At 71.5% G+C, this 21,638-nt stretch carries 25 protein-coding genes; 5 read left to right on the forward strand and 20 right to left on the reverse strand.

Translation table 11 applies throughout. The features are described 5' to 3' along the window. Positions 1 to 170: 170 nt before the first annotated feature. Both ACO0M4_RS34705 and ACO0M4_RS34710 read right to left on the reverse strand, forming a co-directional pair. Positions 171 to 425 carry a hypothetical protein gene (locus tag ACO0M4_RS34705; protein WP_430375051.1) on the reverse strand — a complete coding sequence of 85 codons (255 nt, stop codon included), beginning with the start codon at positions 423 to 425 and terminating at the stop codon, positions 171 to 173. Positions 426 to 482: 57 nt separating this feature from the next. Further along, positions 483 to 791 carry a hypothetical protein gene (locus ACO0M4_RS34710; RefSeq protein WP_430375052.1) on the reverse strand — a complete coding sequence of 103 codons (309 nt, stop codon included), beginning with the start codon at positions 789 to 791 and terminating at the stop codon, positions 483 to 485. A 308-nt stretch (positions 792 to 1,099) separates the two neighbouring features. On the opposite strand from ACO0M4_RS34710, the gene ACO0M4_RS34715 reads away from it, so the two are divergent. Both ACO0M4_RS34715 and ACO0M4_RS34720 read left to right on the forward strand, forming a co-directional pair. Next, positions 1,100 to 1,660, forward strand: coding sequence for an SDR family NAD(P)-dependent oxidoreductase (locus ACO0M4_RS34715; RefSeq protein WP_430375053.1), 561 nt, complete (start codon positions 1,100 to 1,102; stop codon positions 1,658 to 1,660). 589 nt (positions 1,661 to 2,249) lie between these two features. Further along, positions 2,250 to 2,489 carry a hypothetical protein gene (locus ACO0M4_RS34720; protein ID WP_430375054.1) on the forward strand — a complete coding sequence of 80 codons (240 nt, stop codon included), beginning with the start codon at positions 2,250 to 2,252 and terminating at the stop codon, positions 2,487 to 2,489. A gap of 478 nt (positions 2,490 to 2,967) precedes the next feature. Here the strand turns inward: ACO0M4_RS34720 and ACO0M4_RS34725 are convergent, their stop codons facing one another. Then, the gene (locus tag ACO0M4_RS34725) at positions 2,968 to 4,233 is read right to left on the reverse strand and encodes an MFS transporter (RefSeq protein WP_430375055.1); all 1,266 of its coding nucleotides are present in this window, start codon (positions 4,231 to 4,233) and stop codon (positions 2,968 to 2,970) included. 96 nt (positions 4,234 to 4,329) lie between these two features. Between ACO0M4_RS34725 and ACO0M4_RS34730 the strand changes: the two genes are divergently transcribed. Next, positions 4,330 to 4,782 carry a winged helix-turn-helix transcriptional regulator gene (locus tag ACO0M4_RS34730; RefSeq protein WP_430375056.1) on the forward strand — a complete coding sequence of 151 codons (453 nt, stop codon included), beginning with the start codon at positions 4,330 to 4,332 and terminating at the stop codon, positions 4,780 to 4,782. Between the two features lie 96 nt (positions 4,783 to 4,878). Here the strand turns inward: ACO0M4_RS34730 and ACO0M4_RS34735 are convergent, their stop codons facing one another. After that, on the reverse strand, positions 4,879 to 5,457 hold the full coding sequence (locus ACO0M4_RS34735) for a rhodanese-like domain-containing protein (protein WP_430375057.1): 579 nt from the start codon (positions 5,455 to 5,457) through the stop codon (positions 4,879 to 4,881). A gap of 80 nt (positions 5,458 to 5,537) precedes the next feature. Here ACO0M4_RS34735 and ACO0M4_RS34740 point away from each other — a divergent pair, with 80 nt between their 5' ends. Then, positions 5,538 to 5,825, forward strand: a complete 288-nt coding sequence (locus ACO0M4_RS34740; RefSeq protein WP_430375363.1) for a metal-sensitive transcriptional regulator — start codon at positions 5,538 to 5,540, stop codon at positions 5,823 to 5,825. Between the two features lie 21 nt (positions 5,826 to 5,846). Here the strand turns inward: ACO0M4_RS34740 and ACO0M4_RS34745 are convergent, their stop codons facing one another. The 6 genes from ACO0M4_RS34745 to crcB form a co-directional block, all read right to left on the reverse strand. Then, on the reverse strand, positions 5,847 to 6,593 hold the full coding sequence (locus ACO0M4_RS34745) for a sulfite exporter TauE/SafE family protein (protein ID WP_430375058.1): 747 nt from the start codon (positions 6,591 to 6,593) through the stop codon (positions 5,847 to 5,849). A gap of 100 nt (positions 6,594 to 6,693) precedes the next feature. Beyond that, the gene (locus ACO0M4_RS34750; protein WP_430375059.1) at positions 6,694 to 8,058 is read right to left on the reverse strand and encodes an MBL fold metallo-hydrolase; all 1,365 of its coding nucleotides are present in this window, start codon (positions 8,056 to 8,058) and stop codon (positions 6,694 to 6,696) included. Between the two features lie 262 nt (positions 8,059 to 8,320). Next, positions 8,321 to 10,702, reverse strand: coding sequence for an ATP-binding cassette domain-containing protein (locus tag ACO0M4_RS34755; protein ID WP_430375060.1), 2,382 nt, complete (start codon positions 10,700 to 10,702; stop codon positions 8,321 to 8,323). Between the two features lie 194 nt (positions 10,703 to 10,896). Then, positions 10,897 to 11,307 carry a VOC family protein gene (locus ACO0M4_RS34760; protein WP_430375061.1) on the reverse strand — a complete coding sequence of 137 codons (411 nt, stop codon included), beginning with the start codon at positions 11,305 to 11,307 and terminating at the stop codon, positions 10,897 to 10,899. Between the two features lie 10 nt (positions 11,308 to 11,317). Further along, positions 11,318 to 11,761 carry a helix-turn-helix transcriptional regulator gene (locus ACO0M4_RS34765; RefSeq protein WP_430375062.1) on the reverse strand — a complete coding sequence of 148 codons (444 nt, stop codon included), beginning with the start codon at positions 11,759 to 11,761 and terminating at the stop codon, positions 11,318 to 11,320. Positions 11,762 to 11,808: 47 nt separating this feature from the next. Beyond that, a complete protein-coding gene (gene crcB / locus ACO0M4_RS34770) occupies positions 11,809 to 12,183 on the reverse strand; it encodes a fluoride efflux transporter CrcB (RefSeq protein WP_430375063.1) in 375 nt (124 codons plus the stop codon). Positions 12,184 to 12,564: 381 nt separating this feature from the next. Between crcB and ACO0M4_RS34775 the strand changes: the two genes are divergently transcribed. Further along, positions 12,565 to 13,098: a MarR family winged helix-turn-helix transcriptional regulator gene (locus tag ACO0M4_RS34775; RefSeq protein ID WP_430375064.1), complete on the forward strand. Its 534-nt coding sequence runs from the start codon at positions 12,565 to 12,567 to the stop codon at positions 13,096 to 13,098. A gap of 15 nt (positions 13,099 to 13,113) precedes the next feature. Here the strand turns inward: ACO0M4_RS34775 and ACO0M4_RS34780 are convergent, their stop codons facing one another. Genes ACO0M4_RS34780 through ACO0M4_RS34825 form a run of 10 tightly spaced genes read right to left on the reverse strand, consistent with a single transcriptional unit; the run spans position 13,114 to position 21,611 of the window. Beyond that, positions 13,114 to 14,139, reverse strand: a complete 1,026-nt coding sequence (locus ACO0M4_RS34780) for a Rieske 2Fe-2S domain-containing protein (protein ID WP_430375065.1) — start codon at positions 14,137 to 14,139, stop codon at positions 13,114 to 13,116. Positions 14,140 to 14,141: 2 nt separating this feature from the next. Then, positions 14,142 to 14,369: a recombinase-like helix-turn-helix domain-containing protein gene (locus tag ACO0M4_RS34785; protein WP_430375066.1), complete on the reverse strand. Its 228-nt coding sequence runs from the start codon at positions 14,367 to 14,369 to the stop codon at positions 14,142 to 14,144. Between the two features lie 35 nt (positions 14,370 to 14,404). Further along, positions 14,405 to 15,340, reverse strand: a complete 936-nt coding sequence (locus ACO0M4_RS34790; protein ID WP_430375067.1) for a PDR/VanB family oxidoreductase — start codon at positions 15,338 to 15,340, stop codon at positions 14,405 to 14,407. A 13-nt stretch (positions 15,341 to 15,353) separates the two neighbouring features. Further along, complete coding sequence (locus ACO0M4_RS34795) at positions 15,354 to 16,979, reverse strand: thiamine pyrophosphate-binding protein (protein WP_430375068.1); 1,626 nt, start codon at positions 16,977 to 16,979, stop codon at positions 15,354 to 15,356. Positions 16,980 to 16,989: 10 nt separating this feature from the next. Then, positions 16,990 to 17,772 carry an SDR family oxidoreductase gene (locus tag ACO0M4_RS34800; RefSeq protein WP_430375069.1) on the reverse strand — a complete coding sequence of 261 codons (783 nt, stop codon included), beginning with the start codon at positions 17,770 to 17,772 and terminating at the stop codon, positions 16,990 to 16,992. Between the two features lie 33 nt (positions 17,773 to 17,805). Continuing rightward, positions 17,806 to 18,570 (reverse strand): SDR family oxidoreductase, encoded by a 765-nt coding sequence (locus tag ACO0M4_RS34805; protein WP_430375070.1) that lies wholly within the window; start codon positions 18,568 to 18,570, stop codon positions 17,806 to 17,808. Next, positions 18,563 to 19,084 carry a cupin domain-containing protein gene (locus ACO0M4_RS34810; protein ID WP_430375071.1) on the reverse strand — a complete coding sequence of 174 codons (522 nt, stop codon included), beginning with the start codon at positions 19,082 to 19,084 and terminating at the stop codon, positions 18,563 to 18,565. Before ACO0M4_RS34810 ends, ACO0M4_RS34805 begins: the two co-directional genes overlap by 8 nt. A 9-nt stretch (positions 19,085 to 19,093) precedes the next feature. Beyond that, positions 19,094 to 19,876 (reverse strand): alpha/beta fold hydrolase, encoded by a 783-nt coding sequence (locus ACO0M4_RS34815; protein WP_430375072.1) that lies wholly within the window; start codon positions 19,874 to 19,876, stop codon positions 19,094 to 19,096. After that, the gene (locus ACO0M4_RS34820) at positions 19,873 to 20,682 is read right to left on the reverse strand and encodes an aspartate dehydrogenase domain-containing protein (RefSeq protein WP_430375073.1); all 810 of its coding nucleotides are present in this window, start codon (positions 20,680 to 20,682) and stop codon (positions 19,873 to 19,875) included. Before ACO0M4_RS34820 ends, ACO0M4_RS34815 begins: the two co-directional genes overlap by 4 nt. Next, positions 20,679 to 21,611, reverse strand: coding sequence for a VOC family protein (locus tag ACO0M4_RS34825; RefSeq protein ID WP_430375074.1), 933 nt, complete (start codon positions 21,609 to 21,611; stop codon positions 20,679 to 20,681). Before ACO0M4_RS34825 ends, ACO0M4_RS34820 begins: the two co-directional genes overlap by 4 nt. Positions 21,612 to 21,638 lie beyond the last annotated feature (27 nt).

Genomic DNA, 21,638 nt, shown 5'->3' on the forward strand with positions numbered 1-21,638 from the left:
CCGTGGCGCAATTGCTGGGGCATCGGGCTCGCATCCGGACGGATGTCGCCCGACAGCTATGCCATAACAGCCCTCCCCCCGGTGTAAACGGGCCCCGCCGCAAAGATCGCGCGCCGCGTGGTCGCCCCGCGGACCGGTGCCGGTGGGCCGGCCTCAGTCCCGCAACGACGTCAGGAACTCGCCCGGACGAACTCGGCGTCGGCGAGCCGGGCCGGGCCGGGCCGGAGCCCCAACTCACCCAAGCCCAGCGCGAAGCCCCCGCCAACGACCCACTGAACCTCGTGGCCGCCGACGGTCCGGCGAACCACCGAACCGTCGCCCGGCGTCGCGCTCAAGCCGTGAACCCGGCCGTGCATGCCGATCGAGAAGGGTGCACGGATGAACGTCAGCGAGTTCAACCCGCCGCAGGAAAGGCCCATGGCCACCCACGCCGGGACTCCAACCGGGGCCGGCGGGCCTCACCCTGCTACCGGTCGAGCTGCCTACTCCACCGCATACAGCAGCCGGTACTCAGCACCATCCGCCCTGAAGCGCAGACTGCGCTCACCAGGCGTATCCGTGATCCACTGCTCCCCGAACTCGCCATCCCCGCCCGTGGCGCCGGACTCCCCGAGAGAGACGGCAATCGTCCCCGTGAAGTCGCAGTCGTACTTGACGGTGAACATCCGGTCTCCCCGCACCGTTCCGTTCCACACGGTGCCGCGATCCTGGACGACCAGCCTCGGCTCATCGAAGCCGCTCCAGCCCTCAGTCGTGACGCACTTGAGCTTCTCCAGATACAGCTTGGCCATACCGTCCCCTGTGAAGGATCCTTCTCGACACTTCACATCCTGCCGAGCTCCAATAAACGATCACTAAATGACCTGGCACGGTATGCGTCGCATGGACGCGTACCGTGTTTTCGCCGCACGAATGTTTACGGCGAGTGGCTGAAGCCGATGACCGAGTGGGGGCGGGGAATCGACCTCGGTGAACGGGCAACCCAGGACGGAGACTTGCAGCGCCTCCACGAGCCCCCAACCACCCCGCCACTCCTTCCTCCCCTTCGCCTCCGGCGCCCCGCAAGTGCTTCGGCGGCACGTCCGTAGAAGGGCACTCCATGGACTCACGGACGACACCGCCCGCGGCCGCATTGGTGACCGGAGCGGCCAGCGGGATCGGCCAGTACTGCGCCGAAGCACTGTCCGCACGTGGCACCCGCGTCGCGGCGGTCGACGTGGACCAGGCCCGGCTGCACCGGGTGGCGGAGACCTCCCCGCTGATCACCCCGTTCGTATGCGACGTGAGCGACGAGCACCAGGTGCAAACGTCCGTCAAGGCGGCACAGGGCGCAGTGGGCCCCTTCGACCGGGTGATCCACTGTGCTGGTGTGGCACGGCTCGGCAGGCTCCGGGAACAGTCCAGCGCAGATATCGAACGGGTCTGGCGAGTCAACTACCTCGGCACGGTGCACGTTGCCCGCGCCACGATCACCGCCATGACGGACCGTGGCGCTGGGGATCTGATGGTGATGGCCTCGATTGCCGGGTGGGTACCCGTGCCCTCCGGCGGCGCCTACGGTGCCTCCAAGGCGGCTGTCATGGACGCGGAACCACCGCCCTGTGGCACGCCCGACGTCTGGCGCCTACCGTGCTCGGCCCCTTGCTGGAACGCCTCGTGAAGGGAGGGGCAAGCAGCGTGAGCGGATCGCCCTGAGCGGGACACCCGGCCCCGCCTCGGCCGCGCACCCCCAGCCCGGAGCAACTGGCCGCGTCCACATGCTGCGAACAGTGCCGCCGAAGACCTCATCCCAGCCATAAACCAGTTGTCCACGACCGTCACCCGCGTGCAGATTGGCATCGGCACCTAACGCACCACCGACCTCTGGGCCGTCATCCACCAGTCGATCCGCACCTGTCTCGCTGCCCACGCACGACATCGCGCCGTCAGCGGCTCCACCGTCTGCTCCTTCTGACAGATCACCCGCCTCGTCGGCCGCATCGGCCTCTTCGGTAGCTGCTCCCGCAACACCGGCGCCCGCACGACCCTGACCGCAGGGGATCCCCCGCCTCCGTCGCAGTGTGAGCCACCGCCCCAACCCGGGCCCGCCACACCTCCGAAGTACGCCCGACCGCCACAGCACTGGCCTCCCCCTTCGCCCCCGACGGACCGCACCAGCCAGTTCCGAGGACCGGACAGCCAACCCAGCTAACCCAGTCAGCCCACCGCCAACCCGCCGCCAACCCGCCGCCAACCCACAGGAGATGACTTTGGCGAAACAGACCGCGACCGTCCTAGGCGTGCTCACCGAGCCCGCTCGACCCACCGGCTGGAAGGCCAACCGGCACAAGGTCCTACTCGTCCTCGGCCTGCTGGTCGGCTACTGGATCGGCACCCACGTCCACGGCACCGTGCCGCAGCAACAAGCCCCTCAACCGGTCTCCACTGCACCCGCGCCGGCAGCACACGACCCGCACCGCACACCCACGGGTCTCGGCCTCGCGCCCTGAGTCCCCGTCGATGCCATGCCGGCATCGACGGGGACGTCGTGCTTCTCCCGCAACAAGGCACCTCGGCACCCTGCAAGGTTCGGTGCCCGCGGCAACGCACCCGCACGGCGAAGGGGTTCGGCGCCCGCCGCCTCACATGCAGCCGAGGACAAGGTCATTCATCGGAGGCGCAGTCGGTTCCGCGCTGGCCGGAGCGGCCCATGCCCACGCCGGCTGGAACGGGGTGTGCACGGTGGGTACCGCCCTGGCCCTCCTGCTCTGCCTCGTCTGGGCGGCCGGCACCCGAACGGCCAGAAGAGCCGTGAATCTGCCAACTGCCCGCTGACAGCCGACGCGCCCAGCTTCCCAGGCACATCGGCGCCGCAGCCGCACCCCATCGACTCTGCTCGCGGCTCACTGCCCTTCGACACCGGTGGATATCCCATCTGCGGGAGGGTCTGTTGAGTTGAGGCTCCGGTCCGGCGGCCGGCGAGAACGTTCAGGCTTCGCTGCGCGAGGGGGTCTTGGTGGTGGGGTCCGGGGTGCTGTGTCGAGTGAACGCCCACAGCACGAGCCCGAGGCAGCTGAACGTGGCGCCCAGTGCGCACACGGCGCCCCAGCCGGCCACCGTGTAGAGGGAGGTCGCGGCGATGGCGCCGGTGGCGCTGCCGATCGAGTAGAAGACCATGTATCCGCCGATCAGTCGGCTGCCCGCGTCCGGGTGCAACGCGTAGATCAGGGTCTGGTTGGTGACGTGGACCGCCTGCACGGCGAGGTCGAGGAGGATCACCCCGACGACCAGGGCCCAGAGCGAGCTGCGGGTGAAGGCCAAGGGCACCCACGAGACGGCGAGCAGCGCCAGGGCGATGCCGGTGGTGCGCCGGGAGAGTCCGCGGTCGTTCAGGCGGCCCGCCACGGTCGCGGCCAGGGCGCCAGCGACACCGATCAGCCCCAGCGCCCCGATCGCGCTGTGGGGCAGGAAGTACGGGGCCTCGCTGAGCGGCAGTGCGATGCTGCTCCACAGGGTGCTGAAGGCGGCGAAGATCAGCAGGCAGAACAGGGCCCGGAGCCGCAGCAGTCGTTCCCGTGCGAACAGGGTGATCGTGGAGCGCAGGAGCTGTCCGTAGCGCAGGGTTGTCGGCGCGGCGTCACTGTGGCGCGGCAGCACTCGGTACAGGACCAGGGCGAGCAGAGCGGTGAGCGACGCCGAGGCGAGGTAGACGGAGCGCCAGCCCGCGAGGTCGGCCATGAGGCCGGATGCGGTGCGGGCGAGCAGGATTCCGGTGACCACGCCGCTGGTGACCAGGCCGACGACCCGTCCGCGCCGGGCGGGCGGGGCCAGTGATGCGGCGAAGGCCACCAGCGTCTGTGTGACGACCGCGAGCAGTCCGGTCGCGGCCATGCTCGCGAGCAGGAGCGCCGCCGTGTGGGCGACGGCCACCGCGACCAGCGCCACCACCAGGAGCAGTAATTGGGCCACGATGAGCCGTCGGCGGTTCACCACGTCGCCCAGCGGCACGAGGAAGAAGAGCCCCAGTCCGTATCCGACGTGCGTGAGGGTGACCACGCTGCCGACAAGGGCCGGGCTCATGGCGAGGTCGTGGCCCATGGTCACCAGGAGTGGCTGGGAGAAGTAGACGTTGGCCACCGCGGCTCCGCAGGCGATGGCGAACAGGATGACGACGCCGCGGGACAGGACGAACGCGGAGCCTTCCCTGCTTCGGGCCTCGGTCCGTCGTGTCACAGCCTCACCGTTGCTGGGCATCAGCACTCCTCCACCTATCTGGTTTCATCTTGCTACCAGTGGTGACGCTAACTTTTTTGGTAGCATGTTGCAACCATTGTGAGAGTGAGGGACGCCATGGTGACCAGGACGCGCTTCGACGACAGCGAATGCCCCGTCGCCCGGTCGGTGGACGCGATCGGCGACTGGTGGTCCCTGCTGATCGTGCGGGACGCCTTCGACGGAAGCCGGCGCTTCGGGGAGTTCCAGCGCAGCCTCGGGGTGGCGAAGAACATCCTCACCGCGCGCCTGCGCACCCTGGTCGCCGGCGGTGTCCTCGAATCCGTCCCCGCCTCGGACGGCAGCGCCTACCGCGAGTACGCACTGACCCCGAAGGGCAAGGCGCTCTTCCCCGTCATCGTGGCGCTGCGGCAGTGGGGCGAACAGAACTTCTTCGCCCCCGACGAACCGCACTCACAGTTGGTCGACCGCCGGCAGGGCTATCGCCTCCGCGCACTGGAAGTGCTGTCTGCGGACGGGCGACCGCTGACCCCCGACGACACCACCGTCCACAAGCTCTCCGCCCAGTGATCCGAGCCGGAGCCCCGGCGCCGATACGCCGCTCTGCCGATGATTCCGAGGCCGGGCGCGAGGAACGACGCGAAGGGGCACCCGTCAGGGCGGTGGTCAGCCGCGGCGCAAAGCGGCGAGCGTCATGGCGAGGTCGGCCGGCCGGGGACGGTTGTGCGGCAGCTTGGCCAGCATGGCGGCCATACCGCAGGTGTCGGTGAGCGCGGAGAACACCAGGCCGCCGGCGATGACTGCGGAGAGGATCTGGCAGGCCGGGTGCACGAGCTGCCCCAGGAGCAGCCCCAGGAGTACGAGCGTGCCTGCGGTGAAGCGCACCTGACGCTCCATGACCCAGCCGGCACGGGTGTCGCACGCGACGGGCTCGTGCAGGTCGTGTCCTTCGGCCGCCCACGCGTGGGTGCCGCCGTTGAGGGTGGCGGTCGGGATGCCCTGTTCCGCGAGGAGCTTGCAGGCTTTCTCCGAGCGGGCGCCGGAGGCGCACACCACGAGGACGTCGCCACGGTCGGCCGCGTGCCGCATTTCGGGGAACGTGTGGTGGATCCGGCCCAGAGGGACGTTGAAGGCGCCGGGCAGATGGCCGGAGGCGTATTCGCCGGGAGTGCGTACGTCGATGACGGTGAGGTCGTGCAGCCGGGCGCGGGCCTGGTCGGTGTCGAGGGTGAGGGGAGTGGTCATGGCAGTCGTGATCCTTGTCGGTCGCCGCCGTCCCGAACCGGGACGTACAGTACCCCTAGGGGTATTTTCGAGGAGTGATCGTGGAACTGGATCTTGAAGGCGCGTCCCTGAAGGCCGTGCTGAACCGGCTGCGGCGCGCGCAGGGGCAGATCTCCGGCGTGATCCGGATGATCGAGGAAGGACGGGACTGCGAGGACGTCGTCACGCAGTTGGCCGCCGCCTCACGGGCACTCGACCGGGCCGGTTTCGCGATCATCGCCACCGGCCTGCAGCAGTGCGTGGCCGACATCGAATCGGGCCGTAAGAACGGTGAGGACACCGAGGCGATGCGCGCGCGCCTGGAGAAGCTGTTCCTGTCGCTGGCGTAAGGCGTTCCCAGCGGGTGGCCATCACACCACCGCGTCCAGCAACATGCCCCCGGCCACCGCCAACAGGACCAGCGCGAACGCCCGTTGAAGGGTGTGTCCGGACAGTTTCGCCGACAGGCGCTTACCGTCCCAGGCACCCAGGATCGCCGCCCCGGCGAACGGCCCTATGACGGCCCAGTCCAGGCCGTCGGCCGTACCGGCCCGCATCGCCAGCGCTGCCAGCGAGTTGACGGTGATTACCAGCAGGCTGGTGCCCACCGCCGCCCGCATCCGCATACCGAGGACGTTGACCAGCGCGGGAACGGCGAGGAAGCCGCCGCCGACGCCGAGGACGCCGGTGACCGCGCCCAGTCCGGCGCCGGCCGCCGCCGCGCGGCCCGGCCGTACCCGAATGGTGCCCGCCGAGGAGTTGCGGGGCTTGAGCATGCGGATCGCGGCAGCGGCCGCGACCGCGGCGAAGGCGACGGTCAGCACGGCTGGCGGGAGGCGCCCAGCGAGTGCGCCGCCCAGCATCGCCGGACCGATTCCGGTGGCCGCGAACAGCAGCCCCGTACGCCAGACGACGTGCCCGTCGCGGGCGTGCGCGAACAGGGCGGTGGCGGAGGTGACGGTGACGATGACCAAGCTGGCGGTGGCGGCGGCGACGGGTGGGAAGCCGAGCAGGTAGATCAGGGCGGGGACGGCCAGTACGCTCCCTCCGCCGCCGAGCGCTCCGAGCGCCAGGCCGATGACGGCACCGGTTATCAGGGCGAGTATCGCTGCGCTCACGCGACGGCCCCGTTCCCGCGCCGCGTGGCCACGACCGGCAGGCTCATGGTGGTTCTCGTTCCTGTTCGCTTTCCCGGTCGGTGTTCTGCGGCGGCTGTCATCAGTGCGTGCGGACCGGAAGTCCGGCCTTCTCGGCCGAGTCGAAACCGTCGTCGACAGCGACGACGTCGCGCCCCGCCGCATCCAGCAGGGAGGCGGCGATGGCGGCCCGCATGCCGCCGGCGCAGTGCACCCACACCTGCCCCTGGGGAACCTCGTGGAGGCGGCGGTGCAGCGTGTGGACGGGGATGTGGACCGAGCCGTCCACGTGGCCCGACGCCCGTTCGGCGTCCCGACGCACGTCGAGGACGACGACGCCGTCCTTGTGGTGCTTCGCGAGATCGGCGAACGTGGCGCGCGGGAAGGAGGCGAGGGCCTCGCCCCTGCGTGCCCAGTTGGACGGCTGGCCGGTGGCCGCGGCGGCCGGGCGGTCGATGCCGACTCGCACCAACTCCCGCTGTGCTGCGGCGAGTTGTTCAGGTGACTCGGCGAGCAGGGTCACCGGCTTGCCCCACGGGATCAACCAGGCCAGGTAGGTGGCGAGCTGCCCCTCGGCCTCGAAGTTGAACGCACCCGCCACGTGCCCTTCGGCGAAGGCGACCCGGTTGCGCAGGTCCACCACCCACTCCCCGGCGGCCAGCCGGGCGGCGATCTCCTCGGCGTCCGCGACGGCGGGCGGGGTCAGGTCGACCGGCGCGGGTCCCGCCGCGTTGGCGGGACTCATGTGCGCGTAGTACGCGGGAATGTCGTCCAGGACGGCCAGCAGGTTGGCGACGAAGCCGTCGACGTCGCGGGTGAGTGCCTCGTTGGAGGTCTTCTCCTTGCCGATCGTGGTGGACTCGCCCTGCGCCTGACTGGACGAGCAGAAGCTGCCGAATCCGTGCGTGGGCAGCACCGCCGTATCGTCCGGCAGCTCCTTGGCCAGTCGGTGCGCGGAGGCGTGCTGGGCGCGGGCCAGTTCTTCCGTCAGCCGTGGTTCGACCAGGTCGGGCCGGCCCACGGTGCCGATCAGCAGCGAGCCGCCGGTGAACACCGCGACGGCCGTGCCGTTCTCCTCCAGCGCGTAGGAGGTGTGGTGCGGGGTGTGGCCGGGCGTCGCCAGTGCGCGCAGGGTCAGGCCGGCCGTGGTGTCGACCTCGCAGCGGTCGCCGTCGTGCACCGGCACGCGCGGGTAGGCGACCCGGGCCGCGGCGGGGACGAGGTAGGCGGCGCCCGTGACGCGGGCCAGCGCCAGGCCGCCCGTGACGTAGTCGTTGTGGACATGCGTCTCGACCACGTGGGATATCCGCACCCCGCGGCGCGCCGCCGCCGCCAGCACCCGGTCGATGTCGCGGGGCGGGTCGACCGCCACCGCGGTCCGCCGGCCCCCGGCCAGGTAGCTGCGGTTACCGAGCCCGGCCACCTCGATCGTGTCGACGAAGAACATGCGCTACTCCGATCCGTGGAAAATTACCCCCCGGGGTATGTTTCGACGGTAACACGAGTACCCCGGGGGGTATTTTTGAGGCGGGGCAGCCGAGCGGGAAACACCTGCCGCAGCAGTGCCGGCGTCGTGCGGGCGTCCCTTCCGGGGCACCACTGAGCGACCCGCCGCGGCACGCAATGGCGTGCCGCGGCGGGTCGCGGTGGTTCCGGTCAGCGGGGCGGCAGGCTCCGGGCCGCCTCAGGCATGAGCCCCGCAGCCCCCGTCAGGCCCCCACGTACTCCGCGAGGTGCTCGCCGGTGAGGGTCGAGCGGGCGGCGACGAGGTCCGCGGGCGGGCCCTCGAAAACGACCGTGCCGCCGTCGTGGCCGGCGCCGGGGCCGAGGTCGATGATCCAGTCGGCGTGTGCCATGACCGCCTGGTGGTGCTCGACGACGATCACCGACTTGCCGGCGTCGACGAGCCGGTCGAGCAAGCCGAGCAGGTGCTCGACGTCGGCGAGGTGCAGGCCGGCGGTCGGCTCGTCGAGGACGTAGACGCCGCCCTTCTCGGCCATGTGCGTGGCCAGCTTCAGGCGCTGCCGCTCACCGCCGGACAGCGTGGTGAGCGGCTGCCCGAGCTTGAGGTAGCCGAGCCCGACGTCGGCGAGCCGCTCGACGATCCTGTGCGCGGCCGGGGTGCGCGCCGCACCGTCGCCGAAGAACTCCTCGGCCTCGGCCACCGACATCTCCAGCACCTCGCTGATGTCGCGGCCGCCCAGGTGGTATTCGAGGACCGACGCGTCGAACCGCTTGCCCTCGCAGTCCTCGCAGGTGGTGGCGACCCCGGCCATCATCGCCAGGTCGGTGTAGATGACCCCGGCGCCGTTGCACGTCGGGCAGGCACCCTCGGAGTTGGCGCTGAACAGGGCCGGCTTCACGTCGTTGGCCTTGGCGAACGCCTTGCGGATCGGGTCGAGCAGTCCGGTGTACGTCGCCGGGTTGCTGCGCCGGGAGCCGCGGATGGGGCTCTGGTCGACCGAGACGACCCCCTCGCCGGCCGGGATCGAACCGTGCACGAGCGAGCTCTTGCCGGAGCCGGCGACGCCCGTGACGACGGCGAGCACACCGAGCGGGATGTCGACATCGACGTCGCGCAGGTTGTGCGCCGAGGCACCGCGGATCTGGAGCGTGCCGGTGGGCTTGCGCACCGTGTCCTTGAGGGTGGCGCGGTCGTCGAAGTGGCGGCCGGTGACGGTGTCGCTCGCCCGCAGCGCCTCGACGGTGCCCTCGAAACAGACGCTGCCGCCGCCCGAACCGGCGCCGGGGCCGAGGTCGACGACGTGGTCGGCGATCGTGATCGTCTCCGGCTTGTGCTCCACGACGAGCACCGTGTTGCCCTTGTCGCGCAGCCGCAGCAGCAGGTCGTTCATCCGCCGGATGTCGTGCGGGTGCAGGCCGGTGGTCGGCTCGTCGAAGACGTACGTGGTGTCGGTGAGCGAGGAGCCGAGGTGGCGGATCATCTTGACGCGCTGCGCCTCGCCACCGGACAGCGTGCTCGCGGGCCGGTCGAGCGAGAGGTAGCCGAGGCCGATCTCCACGAACGACTCAAGGGTGTGCTGGAGCGCCGTGAGCAGCGGCGCCACCGACGGCTCCTTGAGGCCGCGGACCCATGTGGCCAGGTCCCTGATCTCCATCGCGCAGGCGTCCGCGATGCTGATCCGCTTGATCTTCGAGGCCCGGGCGCCCTCGCTGAGCCGGGTGCCGTCGCACTCGGGGCAGGTGGTGAAGGCGACCGCCTGCTCCACGAACGCCCGGATGTGCGGCTGCATCGCCTCCTTGTCCTTGGCGAGCATCGACTTCTGGATCCGCGGGATCAGACCCTCGTAGGTCATGTTGATGCCCGCGATCTTCATCCTGGTCGGCTCGCGGTGGAGGAAGTCGTGCAGTTCCTTCTTGGTGTACTTGCGGATCGGCTTGTCCGGGTCGAAGAAGCCCGACTCGCTGTAGAGCCGGTAGTTCCAGCCGCCCGCGTTGTAGCCGGGGACGGCGAGCGCGCCCTCGGCGAGCGACTTGGCGTCGTCGTAGAGCTGAGTGAGGTCGAGATCGGTGACCGAGCCGCGGCCCTCGCAGCGCGGGCACATGCCGCCGGTGCGGTTGAAGGTCGCCTTGACCGCCTTCCTGTTGCCGCGCTCGACGGTGATCGCGCCGGCCGCCCGGACCGAGGGGACGTTGAAGGCGTACGCGCTGGGCGGGCCGATGTGCGGCTTCCCGAGCCGGCTGAAGAGGATGCGCAGCATGGCGTTGGCATCGGTGGCGGTGCCGACCGTGGAGCGGGGGTCGGCGCCCATCCGCTGCTGGTCGACGGTGATCACGGTGGTCAGTCCTTCGAGGACGTCGACCTCGGGCCGCGCCAGGGTCGGCATGAAGCCCTGTACGAAGGCGCTGTAGGTCTCGTTGATCAACCGCTGTGACTCCGCGGCGATCGTGTCGAACACCAGCGAGCTCTTGCCCGAGCCGGAGACTCCGGTGAACACCGACAGCCGGCGCTTGGGGATCTCGATGCTGACGTCCTTGAGGTTGTTCTCGCGCGCACCGTGCACGCGGATCAGGTCGTGACTGTCAGCCGCGTGCCGCGCGGGCGTCCGCGGATCCGTCCTCTTGGCCATGCTCTTCGTGTCTCCATCTGTGCGTTGCGAGGGGCCGCCCACGCGCTCTCCGAGGGCGTGGGCGGGACCGGTCGGGCGGCTGGTTCACCGCGCGCCGGGCCTGGCGGCGGCGCGAGGTGACTACGGAACCAGCGGTACGGCGTGGCCGGCGGCCCCGGGCCTCGTGCAGGTCGTCGCCGTGATCGCGGGACGGTTCAGCGCAGTTCCTGGATCCGGATCAGGTTGCCGGCAGGGTCGCGGAAGGCGCAGTCGCGGACGCCGTACGGCTGCTCGGTCGGCTCCTGGACGACCTCGGCGTCGCTGGCCTGCACCTTCTCGAAGGTGTCATCGAGGTTCCGGGTGGCCAGCAGGATCCAGCCGTAGGTGCCCTTGGCCATCATCTCGGCGATGGTACGGCGCTCGTCGTCGGTGATGCCGGGGTCGGCGGCCGGCGGCGCCAGGAGGATGGAGGTGTCGGGCTGGCCGGCGGGGCCGACCGTGATCCAGCGCATCTTGCCCTGGCCGACGTCGTTGCGGACCTCGAAGCCGAGGATGTCGCGGTAGAAGGCCAGGGAGGCGTCCGGATCGTCGTGCGGGAGGGAGCTGAGGTGAATGGTGATGTCCATGGCCGAAACGCTAGCCGCGGCCCGCAGGCGGCGCTTCTCGATTCCTGATCGGTCTGGTCACCTGCTTCGCCACGCAGGACGGGATGCCCGCGGTCGCCTGTGCCGCCAGTCGCCGGTAGGCACTGGGCGGCATGCCGACCAGTTCGGTGAAGCGCGTGCTGAAGGTGCCCAGGGACGCACAGCCGACCGCGAAGCAGACCTCGGTGACGCTGAGGTCGCCGCGACGCAGCAGCGCCATGGCGCGCTCGATGCGTCGGGTCATGAGGTAGCTGTACGGCGACTCGCCGTAGGCGAGCCGGAACTGGCGGCTGAGGTGCCCGGCCGACATGTGCACGCCACGGGCGAGCGCCTCGACGTCCAGCGGCTGCGCGTACTCCCGGTCGATCCGGTCGCGGACGCGTCGCAGCAGTGCGAGGTCGCGCAGGTGCTGCGCGGAGGGCGGGTTGCCGGTCACCTGAAAAATCGTGCCACACGACCCGCAACGGCGGTCGAACGCCCAGGTCAGTGCCCGAGCACCGCCACCAGCGCGCCACCGGCGAAGGCCGCGCCGAGCCCCGCGAGGATGCTGCCGACGACGTTGGCAGTCGCGTAGCGCCCCGCCCCGGACTCCACCAGGCGCATCGTCTCGTAGGAGAACGTGGAGTACGTGGTCAGCGCCCCGCACAGGCCGGTGCCCAGGAGCAGTTGGCGGGAGTGCGGGGCGGCGCCGCGGGTGACGGCGCCGGTCAGGGCGCCCAGCACGAAGCAGCCGACGACGTTGACGGTGAAGGTCCCCCAGGGGAACACGGTGTCGTGCCGTTTCTGGACGGCGCGGTCGGTCAGGTAGCGCAGGGGCGCGCCGACGGCGGCGCCGGCTGTGACGAGCAGCCAGTTCACTTCGTGGGTTCCTTGTCGCGGTTTATGGGTTCCTCGGCCGGCGCCTTCGAGGTCCTCATTCGGTACACGTCTCCTACTCGCCAGGCGCCCGCACCGAGGCGGGTACGCCACATCGCAAGTAGGGACCGTTGGCGGCACGGACTGCCGCGGTTCGGGTACGGCGGGCCCCACCGCCGCGCGACCGTCCGGGTGTCCGGAACCAGATGTCCGGTGCGACGGCCGCTGCCGCGACAGCGTACACGGGCCCCCTGTTGACGTGGACCCGTCATCGCGACTGACGGGTCCAGCGCCTCAGGGGTAGGATTTTCAGGGGTGAGGGACCTGTGCGTTGCCGGCTGACCTGCGACGGCGCGGTCCCGCGGGTCTGACGAGGGGACGGGGATGGCGGAGCGCAGGGCGACCGCGGAGCGGGACGCGGTGGCGATGGTCATCGAGGACTGGGCGCGGGAGCGGCCCGAGCTGGACACCGCTCCGCTGGAGGTCCTGGCCCGGCTGCACCGCTCGTTCCTCCGTTACAGCACCCGTCTGACGACGTCCATCGAGCGCCACGGCCTCTCGGTGGCCGGTTTCGACGTGCTGACCGCACTGCGGCGGTCCGGTCGGCCGTACCGACTGACGGCCGGACAGCTCGCCGACTCGGGACTGGTCTCGTCCGCCGGGGTCACCCTGCGGATCGACCGGTTGGAGAAGGACGGGCTGATCGTGCGGGAGCGGGACGCCGAGGACCGCCGGGTGGTGTACTCGCGGCTCACCGACGAGGGGCTGGCCAAGGTGGACAAGGTGTTCGCCGAGCATCTCGACAACGAGCGTCGGATGCTCGGCGGGATGTCCCCGGCCGAATGCCGCCAGCTCGCACGGCTGTTGGGCAAGCTGGAGCACTCGATCCTGGCGTCGGACGAGGAGCCCGCCGGCTGAGGTCGCGGGGTCGGATCACCCCGCGGGGGTGGTCGTCGCGGTCTGCCGCTCGGCCTGGGAGCGGAGCAGGCGGCGGAGCCGCACCACGCCCAGGTCGTGCTGGTAGAGGTTCTCGCGCTGGTCGGCGTCGGCCGGCATGGCCTCCAGCATGACGCGGTCCTGTTCCAGGACCTCCCAGTGCCGCGCCTCGATGAGGGTCTTGTAGAGGAACCGCCAGGTGTCGCGCTGCCAACCCTGCACGCGGCGGTAGCGCCAGAAGAAGACGCCGGTGCGTCCGGCGTCGACCGGGCAGACCATGCCGACGATCCCGAAGGCGCCGCCGGGGCCCGCGGAGGGCGGGTACGGAATGGACAGGTCCACCCAGTCGACACCGGTGCGGCACAGCTCGACCCAGTCGAAGTTGACGCCCCGCTGGTCGGTCTTCTCGAAGAAGTAGCCCCGATCGGTTTCGCGGATGCGGAACTTGGCCGTGGTGTCCCCGTCGTACATGGTGTGCGACTCGCGGTGCAGGAACGCGCCGTGCATCGGGTCGAGGAGGTTCTCCATGGCGTACCGCCAGGGGACCTCCCACTCGGCGTAGCAGAGGATCGGCTCGATGTCGGGGTCGTCGAGGGGGTCGGGGAGGGTCAGTTCGGCCGGTTCGGGGTGCCGGTCGTCCCCGAAGTAGGCGAGGACCGCGCCGGCGACCTCGCGGACCGGCAGCGAGGTGACGAGCTTCTTCCCTTCGAGGGCGCACCCGGGCAGGCCGGGTACGGACACGACGGTGCCGTCCGGCGCGACCTCGACGCCGTGGTACCAGCAGGCCACCCGGTCCCCGAGGTGCTTGCCCAGGGACAGCGGGGCGCCGCGGTGCGGGCAGCGGTCGGCGAGCAGGGCCAGGGTGCCGTCGGAGCGGCGGAACAGCAGCCACTGTTCGCCGAGTGCGGTCACCTTGCGCATCGCGCCGGGGGCGACGAACGACGAAGGGACGACGGGGCGCCACTGGTTGCGCAGGCCGTTGGCGTAGATGTGCTCGGCGGTGTCGGTGGTCGACAGGGTCATGGTCAGGCTCCCAAGCGGTGCATCTCGGCGCGGAAGGACTCCTCGGTCCAGGGGGTGCCGTCCGGGGCGTGGACCTGACGGTCATTCAATCCACGGATGACGTCCGCGAGTTCGTGGCCGTCCTTGGTGAAGACCTCTTCGAGGGTGGCGGCCAGTTTGTACTCGTAGGGGGTGGGTTCGCGCGTACGGGACTGGTGGGGGTCCAGGTACGGCCAGGGGGTGGTGGTCATCGGGGCCTCCAACGGTCGGGGCACGGGGCGTCGGGTCACAGATCGAGGACGAGGCGGTCGGTCGCGCAGCGCGAGACGCAGATCATCATGGTCGCGTTCGCGCTGCGCTCAGCCTCGCTCAGCAGGGCGTCGCGGTGGTCGGGGGTGCCGGCGAGCACCCGGGTCTCGCAGGAGCCGCAAATGCCGTCCCGGCAGGAGCTGTTGACGAGGATGCCCGCGTCCTCCACGGCCTGCAAGACGGAGGTGTCGGCGCCGACGGTGAGGGTGCGGCCGGAGGCGCGGCACTCGACTTCGAACGCCTGGTCCGCGCCGGTTCGCTGCACCACGGGCGCCGCGAAGCGTTCCACCCGCAGGCGGTCGGCGGGGCACAGTCGCTCGATCGCGGCCAGCAGCTGCTCCGGTCCGCAGCAGTAGACGAGGGTGCCGGCGGGCAGGTCGGCGAGCGCGGCCGCCAGGTCGAGGTGTCCGCGTTCGTCCTGCGGGACGATCGCCACCTTGCCGCCCAGTGCGGCCAGTTCGTCGGTGAAGGCCATCGAGGCGCGGCTGCGGCCGCCGTACACCATCCGCCAGGCGGTGCCGCGCCGGGCGGCCTCGCGGGCCATGGCGAGCAGCGGGGTGATGCCGATGCCGCCGGCGACGAACACGTAGCCGGGGGCGTCCTCCAGGGCGAAGTGGTTGCGGGGCGGGGAGACCCGGACGGTCTGGCCGGGGCGCAGCCGGGTGTGGACGTGGCGCGAACCGCCGCGGGAGGCTGGTTCGTTGAGCACGCCGATCCGGTACGTCGTGGCGGAGCGCGGGTCGCCGCACAGGCTGTACTGGCGGATCCGGCCGCCAACCTCGACGTCGATGTGGGCGCCGGGGGTCCAGGCGGGGAGGGGTTTGCCGTCGGGGTGGGCCAGTTCGACGGAGAGGACCCCGTCGGCCTCCCAGGTCATCCGACGCACGATCAGGTGCACGGGCGTCTCGCTCATCTCGGCTGGCTCCTCACTGGCCCGGGATCTTCACGGGTGGGGTGAACGGGTTCTTCATCGGGCCCAGTGCCGTCAGGTCGACCTCGACGAGCACCGGCCCGTCCGACCCGACGGCCTCGGCCAGCACGGGCGCGGCGTGCTCCTCGGCGGCGATCCGCAGGTACGGCAGCCCGCAGGCGCCGGCCAGCCGTTCGAAGTCGGGGGTGGTGAGGTCCACCCCGGAGCGGCGTTCGCGGTGGGCGTCCTGCATGTTCCGCAGGACACCGTAGCCGCCGTCGTTGAAGACCAGCAGGGTGAGCCGGGGCCGTTCCTGGGCGAGGGTGAGGAGTTCGCCGAGGTGGACGGCGAGGCCGCCGTCGCCGGCGAGGACGACGGTGGGGTTCTCCGGTCGGGCGAGGGCGGCGCCGATGCCCATGCCGAGGCCCTGCCCGATGCCGCCGCCGCGCGGGAAGACGTTGTCGCGCGGGTCGTAGAGCTCCAGCAGTCGGTTGCCCCAGCTGCTGGACGGGATGGTGACGTCGCGGGCGACGACGGCCGCGCGGGGCAGTGCGGCGCGGAGCGCGTCGCAGAGCGCCGCTTGTGGGCCGATGGCGTCGTGGAGCGTGGCCCGCACCTGTGCGCGGACCGCGGCGACCCGGTCCGTCCAGGCCGGCTCGGCCGGTGCCGCGTGCGGCAGCAGCGCCGCGAGGACGTCGGCCGCGTCGCCGTTCAGCGGGTGCCGGGTGGCGTATACCCGGCCCAGTGCGGCGGCGTCGAGGTCGATCTGGACGTGGGCGGCGGGGAGTTCGAGTGTGTAGTCGGCGGTCTCGTTGAAACGGAAGTGGGTGCCGATGGTCAGCAGCAGATCGGCGTCGGCGAGCAGGGCGCGCGCCGGCGGGGTGGTGGCGAAGTTGCCGATGACCTGGGGGTGGTCCTCGGGCACCGCGCCGCGCCCGGAGTTCGAGGTGAGCAGTCCCGCGCCGGTCGCGGCCAGCAGGTCGGCGAGTGCGGTCCGGGCCCGGGTCGCTCCCCCGCCGGCCCAGATCAGGGGTCGGCGGGACGATGTCAACAGGGCCCCGGCAGCGGCTAGTTGGTCCGCCGCGGGGGTCGGCACGGCGGGTGCGGTCCGCTCCGCCGCCGCGTCGGTCTGGGCCGCGTACTGGAGGTCGATCGGCCACTCGACGCTCGCGGGTCCGCCGGGTGCGGTGCGTGCGGTGTGCGCCGCCCGGCGCAGGACCCGGCCCGCGTCGGCGGCGGACGGCACGGTTGCGGCGTATGCGGAGACCGCCGTCAGCATGCCCAGTTGGTCCTTGGTCTCGTGGATGTAGCCGCGGCCGCCGCCCAGGTACCGGCTCTCCACCTGTCCGGTGACGTGCAGCACGGCGGTGCCCGCGCTGAGCGCCTCGATCAGTGATCCGGCGGCGTTGCCCGCGCCGGTGCCGGTGGAGGTGAGGGCGCAGCCGATGCCGCCGCGGGCCCGCCCGTAGGCGTCAGCGGCGTTCACCGCGGTCGCCTCGTGGCGTACCGGGACGAACCGCAGCTCCCGGTCGACGGCTTCGACCAGCGGCAGGTTGTGCACGCTGACGATGCCGAAGACGGTGTCTATGTCGAGTTCCCGTAGGACGGCGACGAGGAGATCGCCTCCGTTGTCGTAACGCATGGGGGTCTCCTCAGAGGATGGAGCGGCCGACGCCGCCGCAGACGTCGATGCTGGTGCCGGTGATGTACGAGGCGCGGGGCGACAGCAGCGTGACGATCGCGTAGGCGACCTCCTCGGCGCGGCCGAGCCGGCCGAGCGCGATCCCGCGGTCGGCAGCGAGTTGCGCCTGCCAGTCCGAGTAGCTCCGGCCCGAGTCCGCTGCGGCGTGGCGGCGGGTCCACTGGCCGGTGTCGATCAGGCCCAGGCACACGGAGTTGACCCGGATGCCGTCGGTGGCGAGTTCGACGGACAGGGACTTGGAGAGGTTGAGGATGCCGGCCCGGGCGGCGCTGGTGGTGATCAGGCGGGGCTCGGGCTGCTTGGCGAGGACGGCGTTGACGTTGACGACGCTCGGTGCGGGCGCCGCCGTCAGGTACGGGCGGGCCGCGTGCAGCGGGTTGAGGACGCCGAAGAACTTCAGGTCCAGTTCGTCGCGCCAGTCGTCGGCGGTGGACTCGTCCAGGCCCGCCATCCGGGACTGGCCGGCGTTGTTGACGAGTCCGTCGATGCCTCCGAACGCGCCGGCGGCGTGCTCGGTGAACGCGCGTACCGCGTCCGGGTCCCGGACGTCGCAGACGGCGGTCAGCAGGCGGTCGCCGTCGAGGCTGGCCGCCGCCCGGGCGAGGCGGTCGGCGTCGCGCCCGCAGGTGGCGACCTGCGCGCCTTCGTCGAGGAGGGCGCGGACCGTGGCCAGGCCGACGCCCGAGCTGCCGCCGGTGACCACGATGGTGCGGTCGGCGAGGCCCAGATCCATGTCAGTTGTCTCCTGTTGCTCGGTGCACCGTGGTCAGTGCATGGTGAAGCCGCCGTTGACGGCGATCACCTGTCCGGTCAGATAGCGGGACTCCTCGCCCAGGAGGAAGGCGACCGTGCCGATGAGGTCGTCGGGCTGCTGGGGGCGGGAGATCGCCCGGTTGGCGCGGTAGAGCTCGTGCCGTTCGGTGGGCACGGACTCGGTGGCCTCGCACTCGGTCAGGCCGGGGGCGACCGCGTTGACGGTGATGCCCTTGTCGCCGAGTTCGCGGGCCATGGCCCGGGTCAGTGCGATCACGGCGCCCTTGGAGGCGATGTAGTGGGCCAGGCGCGGCGAGCCGTACAGGGCCGCGTCGGAGGCGAGGTTGACGATCCGGCCCGGTCCGCCGTGGGCGAGGAGCTGCGGCAGCAGTGCCTTGGCCACCAACCAGGGGCCGCGTGCGTTGACCGTCATCAGCCGGTCCCAGTCCGCGACGTCGATGTCCTGGAACTCCTTGCCGCCCACGCCGTTGGCGAGCGCCGCATTGTTGACCAGTCCGTACATGGGTCCCAACTGGCCGGTGAATGCAGCGAGTTGCTGCACCGAGTCCGGCTCGGCAACGTCGCAGTGCGTGAAGTGGGCGTCGATGCCCTCGTCGCGCAGCGACGCCTGCGCGGCCCGGCCCCGCTCCTCGTCCACCTCGGCGAGGGCGACCCGGAAGCCGTCCTGCCCGGCCCGGCGGGCCATGGCCAGTCCCAGGCCACGGCCCGCCCCGGTGACGACGACGGTCCGGCCGCCGGTCGCCCGCTGCTCAGTCACGGGTGACGCCGTGCATCGGCGAGTGCTCGGGGTAGGTCGGCACCTGCGGCTTCTGCGTGCCGATGACGACGCAGAACAGCGCGTCGGTGTCGCCCTCGTTCTTCAGGGAACGGGCCACCCCCGCCGGGACGACGATCATGTCGCGGTAGCCGAGGGTGCGGTACTCCACCTCGTCCTTGCCGCGGTGGATGCCGACCCGCACCCGGCCCTCCAGGACGAAGAAGGCTTCCTCGACGTCGTGGTGGGTGTGCTCGGGGCCCTCGGCGCCCGGCGGCAGCAGCATGTTGGAGAAGGTGAACCCGCCGGACGGGAGTATCCCCTTGTCGCCCTCGTGGTTGCCGGTGGCGCCGGAGCCGACGTAGCGGATCTGGGCGCGGCGGTACTGGTCCCCGGCCTTGGCCTGGAAGGCGAGGGTGTTCCAGTCGGGTTCGCGGGAGTCCTTGGTCGCGATGAGCGAGTCGGTGTACGCGGCGAGGTCTTTGCCGTTGTCGTAGTCGGTGGTGGTCAGCGGCATGGTGCACTCCTAATCGGGGATGCGGGCGGTGATGCGGAGGTGGGAGAGCACCCAGGCGTTGAAGCGCGCGGGTTGCTCCTGGTTGGCCAGGTGACCGGCGTCCTTGACGATCACGTAGGCGCTCTTGTGGACGGCACCGGCGATCGCCTGGGAGGCGTCGGGGCCGGTGACGCGGTCCTGGTCGCCGCAGAGGACGAGGGTGGGCGCGGTGATCCGGGCGAGTTCGCCGCGCAGGTCGGCGGCGGCCATCGACGCGGCGGCGGATCCGTAGCCGGGCAGCCGGACGGCTTCCGCCATGGTGTCGGTCACCCGCCGGACCAGTGCGGCGGGTGCCTGGGCGGAGACCAGGCGGGGTGCGCGCCGTTCGGCGAACGCCCGGGGCCCTACCTCTGCCAGCTCCGTGGCCCGGGCCCGCATGGCGGCGGCCTTTGCCGGGTCCGTCCCGGAGCCCGGGCTGGAGTCGGCGACGATGAGGGACGCGACGAGTTCGGGATGGCGGACGGCGAGCCGCAGTGCGATCACACCGCCCCAGGACACGCCCAGGACGTGGGCGTTCCCGCCCCGCGCACGGATCAGGCCGGCTGCCGTGTCGGCGTAGTCGTCGAGGGTCAACGGGCCTTCGGGGTCGGGTGACTTGCCGTATCCGGGGGCGTCCCAGGCGACGACCCGGGCGTACCGTCCCAGTTCCGCGAGCTGTGGGGCGAACGCGGCCGACGAGGAGCCGATGCCGTGCAGGCACAGCAGCAGCGGTCCCCGGTCGCCGGCCTCGTCGAGGTGGACGGCGGCGGTCATAGGATCTGTCCCGTCCGTCCGGCCAGGGCGGCGAGGCTGCGCAACACGGCATGGGGCACGACCTGGCTGGTCGCCGGGTTGCCCGGGTCGGGCAGGTGCGCGACGTCGAAGCGGTACGTCCCGTGCGGCCCGGACGCCTCGATGACGTGCCGGGTGTGGTGGGCGCCGGGGTCGGCGACGACCCGGACCCGGACGGTGTCCAGGTCACCGACGGCCAGGGCGACCGAGGCGGCGACGTTCGTCGACTTGGGGAACTTCACCGGGATGTCGCGGGCGGTGCCCGTCATGACCTCGACCGGCCCGGTCGCGGTGCGCAGTAGGGTCAGCAACTCCCGGTCCATCCACGGCTGTTCGAGGGTGGTGGGCAGTTTGGTGGTGGTGAGCCGGACCTCGTGCAATGGCCCGAGGGCGCGTACGGCCTGGAGGAGGTCGAGGCCGCCGACGGCGCCGCCGGTGAAGTACACCCGGCCCGGTCCGGCCGCGAGCAGCCGCTCGGCCAGGTCCTCGTCGGTCAGTGCGCCGGTGGAGGCGATCAGCAGGTCGGTGCCGGCGGTGAGGACCCGCTCGCCCCAGGCACGGACGACGCCCTGGCCGGCCGCTTCCACGATCAGGTCGCAGCGTTGCAGGGCCTCCTCGAAGGTGACTTGCGGCGCGGGTGCGCTGTCGCCGAGGGGGCGGTTGTCGACCAGGCACGCCAACGCGGCGCCGGGGACGCGGTGTGCGGCGAGGGCCGTGCCGACTACGCGGCCGATGGCGCCCCAGCCGACCAGGCCGACCTGGCGGGTCCGAGGGGTACGGGCGGTCATGCGGTTGCCTCCTCGGCGGGTGCGGCGAGCGGGCCGGGGTCGGGGGTGCCCGCCATGTGGCGGCGGATCTCCGGGGAGGGCGGGCCCGCCGTGCCCCACAGGTCGGAGAGTTCGGGGGTGCGCCGCCACACCTTGGCGATCCAGCGGTCCTCCACCACCTGCGCGACCTCGGAGGTGTACTCGCAGACCAGGCCGGTCGGGTCGGTGAAGTAGGAGAAGGTGTTGTCGCCGGGGCCGTGCCGGCCGGGCCCCCACTGGGGGGTGATGCCGTGGTGGCGCAGGCGGCCCAGGCCCCGCATGAAGTGGTCGATCGACCGCAGCTCGTAGGCGACGTGGTTGAGCGAGGCCCACTCGGCCTGGTTGAAGGCGATGCAGTGGTGGTCCGCGTTGCAGCGCAGGAAGGCCATCTGGCGTTCGGACCAGTCGGAGACGCGCAGGCCGAGGACGTCGCAGTAGAAGGCGACGGACGCGTCGATGTCGGTGGTGTTCAACACGGCGTGGGTGACCCCGACCGGGACCGCCTCGTCCCGGCCGCCGGGCCGGACGGCCCAGGTCTCGGCGGACAGTTCGACCAGGCGCCCCTCGTGGTCGGTGAAGCGCAGGCCGTAGCCGCCGCCGACCTGGTCGAGGCGGCCGGGCCCGGCGACCGGTGTGATGCCGCGGGCGAGCAGGCGGCGGGCCGCCTCGTCCACCTCGGCGGGGGTGCCGACCGCGAAGGAGATCCGGCCGAGGCCGATGCGGTGGGAGCGGGTCAGGTGGAGCGCGTGGTGCTCCTCGCCGGTGCCGCGCAGCCACACGGCGTCATGCTCGGACTCGACGACCGCGAGCCCCCACGCCTCGGCGTAGAAGTCGGCGGCTTGGCCGAGGGTGGGTGTGAGCAGTTCGACCGAGCGCAGGGCGCGCAGTCGGGCAACGGGGGGTTGAGGCATGAGCTTCTCCGGCAACTGGGTTCAGGG

This window comes from Streptomyces sp. RGM 3693, assembly GCF_050471125.1.
In the GTDB taxonomy this organism is placed as follows: domain Bacteria; phylum Actinomycetota; class Actinomycetes; order Streptomycetales; family Streptomycetaceae; genus Streptomyces.

Coding starts and splice junctions, on each gene's coding strand:
- ACO0M4_RS34725 (WP_430375055.1), bottom strand. CDS start 4,233: ATGCCCAGCAACGGTGAGGCTGTGACACGACGGACCGAGGCCCGAAGC.
- ACO0M4_RS34750 (WP_430375059.1), bottom strand. CDS start 8,058: ATGTTCTTCGTCGACACGATCGAGGTGGCCGGGCTCGGTAACCGCAGC.
- ACO0M4_RS34775 (WP_430375064.1), top strand. CDS start 12,565: ATGGCGGAGCGCAGGGCGACCGCGGAGCGGGACGCGGTGGCGATGGTC.
- ACO0M4_RS34800 (WP_430375069.1), bottom strand. CDS start 17,772: ATGGATCTGGGCCTCGCCGACCGCACCATCGTGGTCACCGGCGGCAGC.
- ACO0M4_RS34780 (WP_430375065.1), bottom strand. CDS start 14,139: ATGACCCTGTCGACCACCGACACCGCCGAGCACATCTACGCCAACGGC.
- ACO0M4_RS34760 (WP_430375061.1), bottom strand. CDS start 11,307: ATGGACATCACCATTCACCTCAGCTCCCTCCCGCACGACGATCCGGAC.
- ACO0M4_RS34785 (WP_430375066.1), bottom strand. CDS start 14,369: ATGACCACCACCCCCTGGCCGTACCTGGACCCCCACCAGTCCCGTACG.
- ACO0M4_RS34825 (WP_430375074.1), bottom strand. CDS start 21,611: ATGCCTCAACCCCCCGTTGCCCGACTGCGCGCCCTGCGCTCGGTCGAA.
- ACO0M4_RS34735 (WP_430375057.1), bottom strand. CDS start 5,457: ATGACCACTCCCCTCACCCTCGACACCGACCAGGCCCGCGCCCGGCTG.
- ACO0M4_RS34715 (WP_430375053.1), top strand. CDS start 1,100: ATGGACTCACGGACGACACCGCCCGCGGCCGCATTGGTGACCGGAGCG.
- ACO0M4_RS34755 (WP_430375060.1), bottom strand. CDS start 10,702: ATGGCCAAGAGGACGGATCCGCGGACGCCCGCGCGGCACGCGGCTGAC.
- ACO0M4_RS34710 (WP_430375052.1), bottom strand. CDS start 791: ATGGCCAAGCTGTATCTGGAGAAGCTCAAGTGCGTCACGACTGAGGGC.
- ACO0M4_RS34810 (WP_430375071.1), bottom strand. CDS start 19,084: ATGCCGCTGACCACCACCGACTACGACAACGGCAAAGACCTCGCCGCG.
- ACO0M4_RS34820 (WP_430375073.1), bottom strand. CDS start 20,682: ATGACCGCCCGTACCCCTCGGACCCGCCAGGTCGGCCTGGTCGGCTGG.
- ACO0M4_RS34790 (WP_430375067.1), bottom strand. CDS start 15,340: ATGAGCGAGACGCCCGTGCACCTGATCGTGCGTCGGATGACCTGGGAG.
- ACO0M4_RS34815 (WP_430375072.1), bottom strand. CDS start 19,876: ATGACCGCCGCCGTCCACCTCGACGAGGCCGGCGACCGGGGACCGCTG.
- ACO0M4_RS34730 (WP_430375056.1), top strand. CDS start 4,330: ATGGTGACCAGGACGCGCTTCGACGACAGCGAATGCCCCGTCGCCCGG.
- ACO0M4_RS34795 (WP_430375068.1), bottom strand. CDS start 16,979: ATGCGTTACGACAACGGAGGCGATCTCCTCGTCGCCGTCCTACGGGAA.